The 13,712-nt window shown below is 72.6% G+C and carries 15 protein-coding genes; 9 read left to right on the plus strand and 6 right to left on the minus strand.

The annotated features are described in order from the left end of the window. Positions 1–132: 132 nt before the first annotated feature. Positions 133–2,049, plus strand: coding sequence for an FAD/NAD(P)-binding protein (locus ACIQI8_RS13110; RefSeq protein WP_402348383.1), 1,917 nt, complete (start codon positions 133–135; stop codon positions 2,047–2,049). 30 nt (positions 2,050–2,079) lie between these two features. Here the strand turns inward: ACIQI8_RS13110 and ACIQI8_RS13115 are convergent, their stop codons facing one another. Further along, the gene (locus ACIQI8_RS13115) at positions 2,080–2,613 is read right to left on the minus strand and encodes a superoxide dismutase family protein (RefSeq protein ID WP_402348386.1); all 534 of its coding nucleotides are present in this window, start codon (positions 2,611–2,613) and stop codon (positions 2,080–2,082) included. A gap of 254 nt (positions 2,614–2,867) precedes the next feature. Here ACIQI8_RS13115 and ACIQI8_RS13120 point away from each other — a divergent pair, with 254 nt between their 5' ends. After that, on the plus strand, positions 2,868–3,515 hold the full coding sequence (locus ACIQI8_RS13120; protein WP_402348389.1) for a DedA family protein: 648 nt from the start codon (positions 2,868–2,870) through the stop codon (positions 3,513–3,515). Positions 3,516–3,528: 13 nt separating this feature from the next. Here the strand turns inward: ACIQI8_RS13120 and ACIQI8_RS13125 are convergent, their stop codons facing one another. Further along, positions 3,529–3,759, minus strand: a complete 231-nt coding sequence (locus ACIQI8_RS13125; protein ID WP_402348392.1) for a DUF2277 domain-containing protein — start codon at positions 3,757–3,759, stop codon at positions 3,529–3,531. 104 nt (positions 3,760–3,863) lie between these two features. Here ACIQI8_RS13125 and ACIQI8_RS13130 point away from each other — a divergent pair, with 104 nt between their 5' ends. The 3 genes from ACIQI8_RS13130 (at position 3,864) to ACIQI8_RS13140 (ending at position 6,906) form a co-directional block, all read left to right on the plus strand. Then, positions 3,864–4,766, plus strand: a complete 903-nt coding sequence (locus tag ACIQI8_RS13130) for a ketopantoate reductase family protein (protein WP_402350412.1) — start codon at positions 3,864–3,866, stop codon at positions 4,764–4,766. Between the two features lie 130 nt (positions 4,767–4,896). Then, positions 4,897–5,538, plus strand: coding sequence for a dihydrofolate reductase family protein (locus tag ACIQI8_RS13135; RefSeq protein WP_402348395.1), 642 nt, complete (start codon positions 4,897–4,899; stop codon positions 5,536–5,538). Positions 5,539–5,670: 132 nt separating this feature from the next. Continuing rightward, entirely contained in the window at positions 5,671–6,906 is a 1,236-nt protein-coding gene (locus ACIQI8_RS13140) for an MFS transporter (protein ID WP_402348398.1), read from the plus strand. A 129-nt stretch (positions 6,907–7,035) separates the two neighbouring features. Here the strand turns inward: ACIQI8_RS13140 and ACIQI8_RS13145 are convergent, their stop codons facing one another. Both ACIQI8_RS13145 and ACIQI8_RS13150 read right to left on the minus strand, forming a co-directional pair. After that, positions 7,036–7,680: a TMEM175 family protein gene (locus tag ACIQI8_RS13145; RefSeq protein WP_402348401.1), complete on the minus strand. Its 645-nt coding sequence runs from the start codon at positions 7,678–7,680 to the stop codon at positions 7,036–7,038. Positions 7,681–7,771: 91 nt separating this feature from the next. Continuing rightward, entirely contained in the window at positions 7,772–8,047 is a 276-nt protein-coding gene (locus tag ACIQI8_RS13150; RefSeq protein ID WP_402350415.1) for a DUF6355 family natural product biosynthesis protein, read from the minus strand. A 176-nt stretch (positions 8,048–8,223) separates the two neighbouring features. On the opposite strand from ACIQI8_RS13150, the gene ACIQI8_RS13155 reads away from it, so the two are divergent. Next, complete coding sequence (locus ACIQI8_RS13155; protein WP_402348404.1) at positions 8,224–8,919, plus strand: class I SAM-dependent methyltransferase; 696 nt, start codon at positions 8,224–8,226, stop codon at positions 8,917–8,919. Here ACIQI8_RS13155 and ACIQI8_RS13160 read toward each other — a convergent pair. Both ACIQI8_RS13160 and ACIQI8_RS13165 read right to left on the minus strand, forming a co-directional pair. Then, a complete protein-coding gene (locus tag ACIQI8_RS13160; protein ID WP_402348406.1) occupies positions 8,909–9,397 on the minus strand; it encodes a hypothetical protein in 489 nt (162 codons plus the stop codon). The genes ACIQI8_RS13155 and ACIQI8_RS13160 overlap by 11 nt on opposite strands. Positions 9,398–9,557: 160 nt before the next feature. Beyond that, complete coding sequence (locus ACIQI8_RS13165; protein ID WP_402348409.1) at positions 9,558–10,520, minus strand: zinc-binding dehydrogenase; 963 nt, start codon at positions 10,518–10,520, stop codon at positions 9,558–9,560. Between the two features lie 127 nt (positions 10,521–10,647). On the opposite strand from ACIQI8_RS13165, the gene ACIQI8_RS13170 reads away from it, so the two are divergent. The 3 genes from ACIQI8_RS13170 to ACIQI8_RS13180 all read left to right on the plus strand — a co-directional run bounded on the left by ACIQI8_RS13170 (position 10,648) and on the right by ACIQI8_RS13180 (position 13,706). Continuing rightward, positions 10,648–11,298 carry a TetR/AcrR family transcriptional regulator gene (locus ACIQI8_RS13170; protein ID WP_402348412.1) on the plus strand — a complete coding sequence of 217 codons (651 nt, stop codon included), beginning with the start codon at positions 10,648–10,650 and terminating at the stop codon, positions 11,296–11,298. Between the two features lie 201 nt (positions 11,299–11,499). Continuing rightward, positions 11,500–12,813 (plus strand): MFS transporter, encoded by a 1,314-nt coding sequence (locus ACIQI8_RS13175; protein WP_402348415.1) that lies wholly within the window; start codon positions 11,500–11,502, stop codon positions 12,811–12,813. A gap of 128 nt (positions 12,814–12,941) precedes the next feature. Beyond that, positions 12,942–13,706 carry an SDR family NAD(P)-dependent oxidoreductase gene (locus tag ACIQI8_RS13180; RefSeq protein ID WP_402348417.1) on the plus strand — a complete coding sequence of 255 codons (765 nt, stop codon included), beginning with the start codon at positions 12,942–12,944 and terminating at the stop codon, positions 13,704–13,706. Positions 13,707–13,712: the final 6 nt, after the last annotated feature.

Below are 13,712 nucleotides of genomic sequence, written 5' to 3' on the forward strand. Positions count from 1 at the left end.
CATATGCGGGGCAATTGGGACAGGTGGGGCCCGCGTTGGCTTACGTGACTGCCGAGGGCATGATGATGCGGACCGTCTGCTTCCACCAGGCGGTTTGCTGCCAAGCGCCCCACACGCCCGGGAGTCCCCGTTTTGTCTGCACCGACCGCGGCACCGCCCTCCGTCTCCCTCGCCGTGGTCGGCGCCGGACCGCGCGGCACCAGCGTCCTGGAACGCCTCTGCGCCTCGGTGCCCGAACTCCTCCCGCCGGGCGTCCGGTTGACCGTGCACGTCGTCGACCCCGCCGCGCCGGGCGCGGGCAGCGTGTGGCGCACCGGGCAGTCGCCCGAGCTGCTGATGAACACCGTGGCCTGTCAGGTCACCCTCTTCACCGACGACAGCGTGGACTGCTCGGGGCCCGTGCGGCCCGGTCCGAGCCTGTACGAGTGGGCGGACGGGGAGCTGGGCGCGGACGAGTACCCGACCCGCGCGCACTACGGGCGCTACCTGGAGTGGGTCTTCGCGAAGACCGTGCGCGAGGCCCCGGCGGCGGTCCGCGTCGTCCCGCACCGGGCGCGCGCGGTACGCCTCGACGACTCCTCCGACGGCCGCCAGCTGCTGACCCTGGACAACGGCGGACTGCTCACCGGCCTGACCGCGGTCGTCCTGGCCCAGGGCCACCTGCCGACGGTCCCCGACAGCACACAGCAACGCCTCGCGGCCTACGCGGAGCGGCACGGCCTGCGCCATGTCCCGCCCGCCAATCCGGCCGACGTCGACCTGTCCGCCGTACCGCCCGGCGAGCCGGTGCTGTTGCGCGGCCTGGGCCTCAACTTCTTCGACCACACAGCCCTGTTGACCACCGGCCGCGGCGGCCGCTTCGTCTCCGCCCGTCGCGGTCTGCGCTACGTCCCCTCCGGCCGCGAACCCCGCCTGTACGCCGGCTCCCGACGCGGTGTCCCCTACCAGGCGCGCGGCGACAACGCGAAGGGCCCCTACGGCCGCCACACCCCGCGCGTCCTGACCCCGGACGTGATCGCCGGCTTCCGCAAGCGCGCGGAGAACGGCGAGGCGCCCGACTTCCTCGCCGAGATATGGCCGTTGGTGGCGAAGGAGGTCGAGACGGTCTACTACACGGCTCTGCTGCGACGCCCACGGCGCCCGGACTTCGCGGCACGCTTCCTGTCCGTACCGCACGGCGACCCCCAAGAGGCGGACGTACTCGACGAGTTCGGGATACCCGCCGCCCGGCGCTGGAGCTGGGACCGGGTCTCACGGCCGTACCGGGAAAGGGAGTTCGCGCATCCCGGACAGTGGCGGGAGTGGCTCCTCGCCCACCTGCGCGAGGACGCGGCGCAGGCGGCGCTGGGCACAGTGGACGGCCCGCTCAAGGCGGCCCTCGACGTCCTGCGCGACCTGCGCAACGAACTGCGGCAGGTCGTGGACCACGGCGGCCTGACCGGCACCTCCCGGCGCGACCACCTGGACCGCTGGTACACCCCGCTCAACGCCTTCCTCTCCATCGGCCCGCCCCGCCGCCGCATCGAGGAACTGGCCGCGCTGGTGGAGGCGGGCGTGGTGCAGGTCCTCGGCCCCCGCCTGGAGGTCACCGAGGCGGACGGCGCCTGGCTGGCCCGCTCCCCCGAAGTACCGGGCTCCGCGACCCGCGTGACCACCCTCATAGAGGCCCGCCTCCCGGAACCGGACCTGCGCCGCACCGCCGACCCCCTCCTCGCCCGGCTCCTGAAGACGGGCCGCTGCCGACCGCACACCGTCGACGGCTACGAGACCGGCGGCCTGGACGTCACGGAGCGGCCGTACCGCCTGATGGACCGTCAAGGACACGCCCACACACGGCGGTTCGCCTTCGGCGTGCCGACGGAGGGCGTGCACTGGGTGACGGCGGCGGGCGCCCGCCCCGGGGTGGACTCGGTGTCGCTCTCGGACGCGGACGCCGTGGCGAGAGCGGTACTGCGGGTGGCGGCGGACGAGGCGGGGGCCGGTGGGAGAGCCGCCGGGTCGGAGGCGGATCCGCGGCCGACGAACGCCGAACTCGCCCGCGTCGACTAGCCGGCCGCTCGCCGCCCCCCGCTCACGGGCTCACCCGGCGACCCAGCCGAACGGCACCGTGAAGCAGCCCACGCGGGCGCCGTGCGTGCCCGGCATGTCATGGATGACGACCGAGGACGCCTCGCCGCGCCGGAAACCCCAGTCGTGGCGGGCGCTGGCCTCACCCGAGCCGTCCTTGCCGGCGGTGAAGTCGAGCCAGACCTCGTTGTCCGCGTTCACATGGGCCGCGTCGGTGCCCACCTCGTGCTGGTAGTGCCCGCCCGCGGCGGCCGGGTCGGCGGTACAGGGCTTCCGGTGCACATGGACGGCGTACGCGTGCCCGGGCGCCAGCCCCTCGACCCGCAGCCGCACGGTCGTCGCACCGTTCTCCGCGGTCCGCTGGCCCACCTCGATCCACGCACCGGCCGGCACCAGCTTCGTGTCGTAGGTCATCGCCGCCGAGGGGACGAAGGCGGTGGGCGGCGCAAAGCGTGCGTCCGTGTGCATCGAGTAGCCGTGGGCACCGCCGGTGCCGGCCGCGAGCACGGCCGCCGCGACGGCGCCCGCGCATATACCTGCCACCATGATCTGTACCGTTCCTCACGTCGTACGGCCGCTGCGGCCGAAGGTCGCCCCCACTCCGTGCTACGGGACACCGGCGGCCCGCGCCCGCCGGGGGACGGCAGCCGGGTGAACGTCGTGTGCCGATCCCACGCGCCCCCGATGAATCTCCTGTCACACCCCAGGCGTACGCTGTATGGCTGTTGATGGCCGCCCCTGCCGCTCCCCCGCGACAATGCGGCACGGTCTGGCCACGGGGGAGTTCACGGGGAGTCGCGGTGCTGGAGAGTGTGGGGACGCTGACGGGCAGTCCATGGATCTACGCCATGGTCGCGCTGTCGGTCCTGCTGGACGTGTTCCTGCCGGTGCTGCCGAGCGGCGTGCTGGTGATCACGGCCGCGACCGCGGCTGCCGCGGGCTCGGCGACCGGGCAGGTGCCGAGCCAGGTCCCGACCCAGGTGCCCGACATCCTGGCGCTCATCTTCTGCGCGGCCACCGCCTCCGTCCTCGGCGACCTGGTGGCGTATCGGCTGGCCTGGCGGGGCGGCGAACGCCTGGACCGCGCCATCGCCCGCTCCCGCCGGCTGACCCTGGCGCAGGAACGTCTCGGCGTCGCGCTGGCCCGCGGCGGCGGCGCCCTGGTCATCCTCGCCCGCTTCGCCCCGGCCGGCCGCTCGGTCGTCTCCCTCGGCGCGGGCGCCGCCCACCGCCGGGTCCGCGAGTTCCTGCCCTGGTCGGCCCTGGCGGGCCTGGCCTGGGCGGCGTACAGCGTCGCCCTCGGCTACTACGGCGGCCGCTGGCTCGGTACGACATGGCTGGGCACCGGGGTGTCCGTGCTGGCGTTGTTCGCGGCGGGCGCGGGGGCGGCGTACGTGATGCGCCGCCCGGAGAAGGCGGCCGTCGTGGACAGCCCCTCGGCCCCCTGAGCCCGCTGAGCCCCTAGGCGCCGGCCTTCTGTCCCTGGCCCCGCACCTGCAGCCCCGCGAGCAGTTCCGCCGTGGCCTCGGCGACCGCGTCGACGGCCCGGTCGAAGACCTCCTGGTTGTGCGCGGCCGGGGCCCGGAAGCCGGACACCTTGCGTACGTACTGCAGGGCCGCGGCCCTTATCTCTTCCTCCGTCGCCTCCTCGGGCAACGCGGGCGGACGGAGTGTCTTGATGCTTCGGCACATGCGACCAGTCTCCACCGGTCTCCCCCGATCCGGCGAGGCCTGGGATGATCCCGTTCGAGGCGGCCACCATCACGGGGCCGACCGGCGAAGGGACGTACGACATCATGGCGAACGACGAACTCACGGTGGCGGTGCTCGGCCCCGGCGGTATCGGCGGCCTGCTGGCGGGGCTGCTGGCCCGCGCCGGACACCGGGTGATCTGCCTGGCCGGTGACACGACGGCCCAGACGCTGCGGACGGACGGGATCCGGGTCCGCAGCGGCCTGTACGGCGACTTCACGGCCCGCGTCGAGGCGGACGCGGTGCTGCGGGAACCCGTCGACGTCTGCCTGGTGGCGGTCAAGCACACAGCCCTGGACGCGGCCCTGGAGCGCGTACCGCCCGCCGCCCTGGGCGACGCGCTCCTCGTACCGTTCCTGAACGGCGTCGAACACCCGGCGGCCCTGCGCGCCCGCTACCGCCGCGAGCTGGTCGCCCCGGCCGTCATCCGCGCCGAGTCCACCCGGCCGGCGCCGGGCCTGATCGAGCTGGGCAGCCCGTTCGCGGAGATCGACCTGACCGGCGACCCGGTCCCCCGCGAGCGGCTCGACACCCTCGCGCGGACCCTCAACACAGCCGGTCCCACCACCCGCGTCCTCGACGACGAGACGGCGACGCTGTGGGCGAAGATGTCGTTCCTGGCCCCCTTCGCCCTGCTCACCACCCGCTACGCCCTCCCCCTGGGCGAGGTCCGCACCCGCCACCGCGCCGAACTGACCGCCCTGGTGGAGGAGACGGCCGCGGTCAGCCGAGCCTGCGGCGGCCCGTCGGACCCGGCCCAGTCCCTGGCCCGCTACGACGCCTTCCCACCCGGCACCAAGTCCTCGATGCAACGCGACGCGGAGGCCGGCCGCCCGCTCGAACTGGACGCCATCGGCGGCGCGTTGCTGCGCGCGGCGCAGCGGCACGGGGTGGGTGTGCCGGTCGCCGCGCGGCTGGTGCGGGAGTTGGGGGAAGCGGCGGCCTGAGAGGGAGTGGCCGGGGGCGACGGGGCAGCGAGGGATGTCGGGCGTCGGGCGTGTCGAATGCGCCGGTCCCCGATCGACGCGAGGGTGAAGGCAGTACTTCCATGACGCACAGGAGTCAGGAGCACCCGCCGTGACCGTCACCGCAGACATGGCCATCTCCCTCGACGGCTACATCGCCGGCACCGACGTGACCCTCGACAACCCCGGGGGCCACGGCGCCGAGCCGCTCTTCGACTGGATCCACAACCTGGCGAGCTGGCGGGAGCGCCAGGGCATGACGGGAGGGGAGGACAACCAGGACTCCGAGCTGATGCGCGAGTGGTTCGACGCCACGGGGGCGGTGGTGATGGGCCGGATGATGTACGACACCGGCGAGGAGTTCTGGGGCGACAACCCGCCCTTCCGAACTCCGGTCTTCGTCCTCACCCACCGCCCCCGGCCGACCCTGGTCAAGGAGGGCGGCACCACCTTCACCTTCGTCACCGAGGGCGTCCACAGCGCTCTCGACCGGGCGAAGGCAGCCGCCGGCGACCGGAACGTCGACATCGCGGGCGGTGCGAGCACGGTGCGGCAGTACCTCGCGGAGGGGCTCATCGACGAGCTCCAACTGCACGTGGTGCCCGCCCTGTTGGGAGACGGACTGCGGCTGTTCGAAGGGCTGGGCAGCGGGGCGCGACCGCGTCCCGTCGAGCCGGTCAGGGTCGTCCAGACGCCCCTCGCCGTCCATCTGAAGTATCGTCTCCCGAACGTACGAGAGACTTCTGCCCGGTGACGGAGTCGGCGTGGGGTGTGTGTCCCCGCTTCGCGCCACCACTGGACGGTTCCAGGCGATGACCACGGGTCGGTGAATGGGCACCGACGACCCAGGGTGGTCCGCCCCGCCGGGCAGCGAAGAGGAATCGCCGTGTCGTCGGCGCCCTATCCCCGTCTGCTGCGCACCCCCGGCGCCGCGGCCTTCTTCCTGACCGCGACCGTCGGCCGCGTCGGCATCGCGATGACCGGCCTCGGCATCGTCTGGCTGGTGCACGGCCGCACCGGCTCCTACACCTCGGCCGGTCTGGTGAGCGGCGGTTTCGCCGTCGCCGAGGCCCTGGTCGGGCCGCAACTCGCCCGCCTGATCGACCACTTCGGCCAGACCCGGGTACTGCCACCCCTCCTGCTCGCCCACGCCCTGGCGGTGGCCACGCTGCTGACCCTGGTCGCCGGTGACGGCCCGCCCGGACTCATGACGGTCGGCGGAGTGCTGGTCGGCGCCACCATCCCTCAGCTCGGCGCGCTGTCCGCGGCCCGCTGGGTGGCCCTGCTCCGCGAGCGGCGACCCGCCGAACTGCCCAGCGCCTTCTCCCTGGAGTCCCTCGGCAACGCCGTGGGCTACCTCGCCGGCCCGACCCTGGTCAGCGTCCTCGGCGCGAACGGGCATCCGGCGCTGGGCACCGTACTGGCAGCCGCCTTGGTGGTGACCGGCGGAGGCGCCCTCGCCGCCCAACACCGCACCGCGCCAAGGCCGTTGACATCACCGACCGGGGCATCGACATCGGCGCCGGTTCCCGGAGCCGCCGGACGCTCCCGCACAAGAGGCTCGCTCCTCCGCCCCGGATTCGCGGCGCTGATCGGCCTCAACCTCGCGATCGGCGTGTACTTCGGTGCCGTACAGGTCTCGGTGACGGCCTTCGCGGTCGAGCACCACGCGGCGACCGCGGCGGCACCGATCTTCGCGGCATCGAACTGCGGCGGCCTGCTGGCCGGTTGGCTGTACGGGACGCGTCGATGGCGCACGCCCCCGCAGACACAACTCGTCGTAGCGACATCCGGGTTGGCGCTGGCCTGCCTGCTCCTCCTCACGGCCGGCTCACCCCTGGCGCTGGGCTCCGTGATCGTCCTCACCGGCGCCACGATCCCGCCCGTCCTGGTGCTCCTCTCGGTCCTGGCCGAGTCCACCGTCCACCGAGCCGTCCTCACCCAGGCCTTCACCTGGCTGAACTCCGCGGGCGCGGCGGGCTCGGCGGGCGCGGCGGCACTCTCCGGCCGGGCGGTGGACGCCTTCGGCGCACGGGGCGGCTTCGCGCTCGCGGCGGCGGGGGCCGCGGGGATGGCGGTCCTGGCGGTGGGGTGTTGGGGGCGAGGCGTCTGGGGCGACTGACTCGGGGTGGGCGTAGCCACGGCCGTGTCCCGAAGAGCCCGGCGAACGCGGCCCGGACCACCGTGCCGCCACTCCGCCCGGCGAGCAGCGCCCCGGCGGAGGGCCACTCACTCTGCCCGACCGGGCGATTCACTCGTGCGGGACCCGGCGGGGGAAGCGTCCGAGGACGAAGTGGGTGGGGACGAGCACGATCCAGAACCACATGGCCGCGTTCGTGTTGACGTAGGCCAGGGGGATGGAGAGGCCGAAGATCAGCACGCTGGAACCGAGTTGGGCGGCGAGGCGGCGACGGGCCACGGCGTCGGGCGCGGTGGGCGTGGGGTGCACCTGGCGCTGCGTGAGGAGCAGCAGGGTGGTGTGCACCGCGTGGATCGCGGCCATGGCACCGGCGTAGAGGGCGACGGCGTCGGGCTGGGAGGCGTACTCGGCCAGGAGCCCGGTGGGGAAGGGCAACAGGGCGACCAGGCCCAGGCCGAGCAGGATCAGCTCGGTGATCACGAACGAATCGACGGGCAGCGTGGCGAGAATGCGGCGCTGGTCACGCCAGAACCCGGAGAGGAGGGTGAAGCTGAGGGCGAAGGCGCCGAGGCTGGGGAGTTCGTCGCTCAGGGCCCGGTGGAACGCGGCGTCGTTCAGGCCCGCGGGCACCGCGAGGTCGATGACGAGAAGGGTCATCGCGATGGCGTATATGCCGTCGGACAAAGCGATCAGGCGGGCCACGCCCGGGGCGTCCTCGTGTGTGCGCTGCTGCGGCTGCGGCTTCAGCTCCGTCATGGCGATGACAGTAGGGCGTCCGCCTTGGCCGTATCGCACCGGCCAAGGCGTGGTCGGCTCACATCGTCACGCCGTTACCGCCGGCCGTACGTCAACAGGTACGGCCCGTGTAGTGGGCGCCCTGGATCTTGCCGGCGGAACCCAACCAGCTCCTGCCGGGGCCGACACACCGTTCGTAGTCCGGTGCCAGGGCGGTCCTGACGTGGATGACGACGTTCGAGCCGTCGGAGGTGCAGTGGTTGTAGAAGGCGTCACTTGAGGTCTTGTAGAAGCCGCACGGGTCGGCGGCGGCCGGGCCGGCGGTGGCGGTCACCGCGCCCAGGGAGGCGAGCGCGAAGGCGGTGGCACCGAGGGCGCTGGTCACCATACGTCGGATAGGCAAGCGGAACTCCTTGATGTGCGGGCCGGCGACACGAACGGGCTTGTGCCTGCCGGTCAGTTGGCTGAATGCCCGAGTATCGCGACGCAACCGGGCGGGATTGCGGGGCCGCCGCGTGGTTCACCTGACGAATCGTTAACCCACTACGCCGAACGGATGGTCCGATGTCCGACCTCAACCACCAGGCCGCCTACTGGGACGCGGTCGCGGAGACGAAGCGATTCACGCATCCGCTCCACACTCCGTGGCTGGAGGGCCTCGACCGTGACGCGGTGATCCTCGACTACGGCTGCGGATACGGCCGGACCATGAGCACCCTCGAACAGCACGGCTTCGGCAACCTCTTCGGCGTCGACACCTCACCGGGGATGATCGCCCGCGCCCGCCGTCTGCATCCGGCGATGCGCTTCGAGGTGCTGACCACCGCGCCGACCCTGCCGTGCCCGGACGCGAGCATCGACCTGGTCGTCCTCTTCGCGGTGCTGACCTGCATCCCCGACGATCAGGCACAGCGACGGCTGATCGGCGAGCTGTGCCGCGTCCTCAAACCGGGGGGCCGGCTCTACCTCAGCGATCTGCTCCTCCAGCACGACCAGCGCCATCGCGACCGCTACACCGAGTTCGGCGCACGCCACGGCGGCAGCACCTACGGAGTCTTCCGCACCGCCGACGGCGCCGTCTGCCGCCACCACCACGACGACTGGTTCACCGACCTGCTCACCGACTTCACGCCCGTCGACACCCGCCCCGTCACGGTCGCCACGATGAACGGGCATGAGGCGGCCGGGGTGCAGATCCTGGCCGGCGCACCCACCTCCGCAGTCCCCCGCAAGGTCGAACGACCCGGTCCTACCAGCTGAGTTCGAGGCTCCCGCCCACCGACAGGGCGTGCCAGCGGTCCGCGTACGTGTCGAAGCGGGCCACGATGCGGTCGACGACCGGAGGGACGTGGTCGGCACGCACGTACGCCGGGAGCGTCTTCGTGTGGCCGCGGCGGATCTCCCAGACGGGGACCGCGATGGCCGCCAGTTCCTCCGAGCGTGCCATGTCCGCGCTGGCCTGCGGGGTCGGTGTCGTCGGCTTGGACTTGCGGCGGCGGGCCGCCTTGTTGCGCTCGGCGGGATCCGCGGGCCAGAACAGGCCGTTGTCGCCGGCGGCCAGGCGCCCGTACACCCCGAGCCTGATCCCCGCCTCCGCCTCGACGAGGAAGTGCACCAGGTCGTGCGGCAGGTACGGGTGTCCGCCGGGCCCGTTGCGCGGGGCCAGCGCCGCGCCGGTCTCGCGGTGCACCGCGATGTCGTAACTCGTGCCGGGGCCTTTGGTGAAGACGACGCGCATGCCGCTCACGCTAGGCGTGGGGACGCGCACCCGCATCCCGTTTTCCGCTCCGGGGACGCGCTGCCCAGGGCGTCACGGAGGGCCGCTGCGCGGACTGAAGTGCCTGCACGAGTACGGGCATCGGCCTGCCACCCGTGGGACGCGGAGGCTGAGCACGGGACTACGGGACCAGCGCGATCCTGCCGAACACCTCACCGGCGTCCATCTTCCGGTGCGCCTCCACCGCCTGGTCCAACGGCAGCACCTCGTGGACGACCGCCTCCAGTTCACCGCGGCCGGCGGCGGCGAACTGCTCGCTCCGCTCGGCCCGCAGGGCGGCCTCGTCCACCGTGTCGAGGCTGAAGGTGGCAAAGGTCAGCGACCTCTGGAAGGAGGCCATGAGCTTCGTACCGAAGTCCGCCGGCGGCTGCCCTCCGACCACGCCGACGGCGATGAGGCGGCCGTTTCGATGGAGCCGGTCGAAGAACGTGGGCAGGTCGGCGCCGGCGACGATGTCGATGATGACGTCGTAGCCGGCGGGCGCGTCCGCGCCGCCGTTGCCAGAGCGGTCCAGGACGTGGGTCGCCCCGAGCGCGCGCAGGCGTTCACCCCACTCGGCCGACGACGTCGTGACCGCCACCGCCGAGGCTCCACCGCGCGCCGCCAGCTGCACGGTCATGAGCCCGAGGCTGCCGGACCCGCCGCGCACCAGGACGGTCTCCCCCGGCGCGAAATGGGCGTGCGCGAGGGCGAAGTGCGCGACGGACCCGGCGCTGCCGAGGGCCACCGCGTCGACGGCGGACAGGTCGGCGGGGAGCGGAACGACCCGCTCCACCGAGGCGGCGACCTGTTCGGCGTAGCCGCCGCCCGCGCCGGAGGATCCCCACACCCGGCGGCCGATCCACGCCCCGTCGACACCGTCACCGACCGCGGTGACGGTCCCCGCCACCTCGCCGCCGGGGACGAACCCCTCCGTGAAGCCGTAGGAGGCCAGCGCACCACTCCGGATCAGGGTGTCCACGCCCCCGACGCCGGCCGCCGCCACGGAGATGAGGACCTCACCGGCGGCAGGCAGCGGCGCCGGAAGATCCACCACGGCCAGACCTTCCGGTGCTCCGAACGCCTTGATCTCGATGGCCTTCAACGTCGTCTCCGTTCAGTTCGGTTCAGTTCAGGGGTTGTACGAGACGGCCGCGGCGGCTGCGGGCACGGCCACGGTCACGCCTTCGGACCGTAACGGACGCCCCCGTCCGTTTGGCTAAAGTGAGAGCGTGACCGACGATTTGCCTCACCCCCTCCGCTCCGACGCGCAGGTCAACCGCGAACGCATCCTCGAAGCGGCCCGAGCGCTGTTCCGCGCCGAGGGCCTGAACGTGCCGATGCGGGAGATCGCCCGGCACGCCGAGGTCGGGCCCGCCACCCTGTACCGGCACTTCGCGACCAAGCAGGCGCTCGTGACCGCCGCCTTCGCGGACCAACTGCGCGCCTGCCGTGACATCGTCGACGCGGCCTGCGCCGATCCCGATCCGTGGCGTGGGTTCCGTACGGTCGTCGAGAAGGTCTGTGAACTGCACGCGCGTGACCGGGGGTTCACCGAGGCGTTCATGTCGACGCTCCCGGGAGCGGACGTGGCGGCGGTGACGGAGAGCAGTGCGTACCAGTTCAAAGCGGTCGACGCGCTGGCTCGACGAGCCAAGGACGCGGGGCGTCTGCGGCCCGACTTCACGCTCGACGACCTCGTCCTGATGCTCATGGCCAACAAAGGGATCCACGCCCCGTCGCCCACCCTCCAGGCCAACGCCTCCCGCCGCTTCGCGGGGTTCGTGATCCAGGCGTTCGAGGCCTGCCCGCACCGGACCGCACTGCCACCGGCGGTGACGTTCGAGCGATACGAGTCGCTCGGAGGTCCGCCCGGGCGTTAATCGCCTTTCCCGGCCGCCTGGTTGAGGTCTAGGGTCCGGGTCGTGGTCCGGCGAGCGACCCACGAGGAGTGAAGAGACATGCCCGGTCGTCCGAGCGCGCGTTGACGTCGTAGGCCGTGATCGGCCCGTCATCGCGTGCTGCCCTCGGTTCTGCGGCACAGCGAGCCTTCACCCCTGTCTGCGCGCAACCCGAGGACTCCCGTGCCGTCCGCTTCCTCCCCCTTCCCCTCCCCCTCGCCCTCCCCCGCCACGTCGAGCCTGTGGCGGGACCGCGACTTCCGCAGCCTCTGGTTCGGCCAAACGGCCTCCCAACTCGGCGAACACACAAGCCTGTTGGTGCTGCCGCTCTTCGCCGTCCTGACGCTCCACGCCGGCGCCGGCGAGTTGGGCGCCCTCCGTGCGGTGGGGCAGGCGCCGGTCCTGTTGCTGTCGCTCTTCGTCGGCGCGTGGGTGGACAGTTGGCGCACGCGCACGGTGATGGTGCTGTCGGACGCCGGCCGCGCCTTGGCACTGGCCGCCGCCGCGCTGGCCGGTCTCCTCGGTCTGCTCGGCCTGCCCGCGCTGTTCGCGGTCACCTTCACCGTCGGCGCGCTGTCCGTGTTCTTCGATGTGGCCTACCAGGCGTCCCTGGTAAGGCTGGTGACACATGATCAGCTGGTACGCGGCAACAGCGCCCTCGAAGGCAGCAGATCCGCGGCCCAGATAGGCGGCCCCGCGCTCGGCGGTACGTTGGTGACCCTGCTGTCGGCACCGGTCGCGGCCGCCTCCAGCGCCTTGTTCTTCGCGCTGTCGTTCCTCTCGATACGACGGATCCGGCACCGCGAACCGATCCCGGAGCGCACGCGACGTCCCCCGCGCATGGCGCGCAGGATCCACGAAGGTCTCCGCTTCGTGACCAGCGACACCTCACTGCGGACGGTCTGCCTCGCCTCGGCCGCCTTCCAGTTCTTCTTCGCGGCCACGATGACCGTCTACCTGCTCTACCTCCCGCGTGAGCTGCACCTCTCGGGCACGGCGGTCGGACTGGCGCTCGCGGCGACGGGACCGGGCGCCCTGCTGGGCTCGGTACTGGCCGCGCGCCTGCCGCGCCGGTTCGGCCACGGCCCGGTGCTCGTGTCCGCGGCGGCGCTCGGCGACGGCGCGTTCCTGTGCGTACCCGCGTTGCACGGCTCCTGCGCGCTGACGGTTCCGGCGCTCCTCGCGATCGGCTTCGTGTTCGGGACCGGCGGCCAGTTGGTGAACGTCACGGTCATGGCCGTACGACAGTCGGTCACTCCGGACGGGATGCAGGCGCGCGCGGCTGCCACGATCACGTTCGCCGGCATGGGAACGACCCCGCTCGGCTCCCTCCTGGGCGGCTTCCTCGCACAGGAATGGACCTTGCGGGCCGGCCTCCTGACGACGGCGGCGGGGATGCTGCTCTCTCCTGTGCTGATGGCGCTGTCCCCACTGGCACGCCTGGGCCGGACGCTTCCGACCCACGCGGAACGCCCCGCCGCCCCACACGCCCCCTGACCGCCGCTCCCCTCTTCTGGACTTGCCAGTCCATTTTTTCCGAAGCACAGTGGCACCCGCGTCCTGGCCGCCCACCACCCAGGACCCGGCTCGGACCCCCGGTGGGGAATCAAGCAACGGAGTGGAACATGTCGATGCGGCTCGCGGGCAAAACCGCCCTGGTGACCGGAGCGACCAGCAACATCGGGCGGGCGATCGCGGAGGCCTTCGCCGCCCAAGGAGCGCACGTCGCCGTGTCCGGCCGCAGCGCCGAGCGGGGCGAGGAGGTCGTCGCCGGCATCCGTGCCCGCGGCGGCCGTGCCGACTTCGTGCGGGCCGACCTGGACGGCAGCGCGGCGGCCTCGCAGGCGCTGGCCCAGGAGGCGACACGGGTTCTCGGCGGCCGTATCGACGTCCTGGTCAACAACGCCGGCATCTACCCCGGCGACAGCACGCCGGCCACCGACGAGAAGACCTTCGACCAGGTCTACGCCGTGAACGTGAAGGCCCCGTTCTTCCTGACCGCGGCCGTCGCCCCCGCCATGGTGGAGGCCGGCGGCGGGGCGATCATCAACCTGGGCTCCTGGATCGCCCGCCTGGGCATTCCGGTCGCCGCGCTCTACAGCTCCACCAAGGGAGCCGTGGAGACGCTGACCCGCGCCTGGGCGGCGGAGTTCGGACCACGGGGGGTACGGGTGAACGCGATCTCGCCGGGCGTGGTGCAGACGCCCGTACCGGGAGAGGTCCACCCCGCCGAGAACATGATGAAGGGCACGCCCGCGGGCGCCATGGGCTCCCCGGACGCCATCGCGAACGCCGCCGTGTACCTGGCCGGCGACGAGTCCTCCTTCGTGCACGGCATCGTGCTCGACGTCGACGGCGGTCGTACGACGGCTGCGGTCATCGCGGCCTGAGATACG

Origin of the sequence: Streptomyces sp. NPDC092369 (genome assembly GCF_044755245.1) — a bacterium.
Classification (GTDB): domain Bacteria; phylum Actinomycetota; class Actinomycetes; order Streptomycetales; family Streptomycetaceae; genus Streptomyces.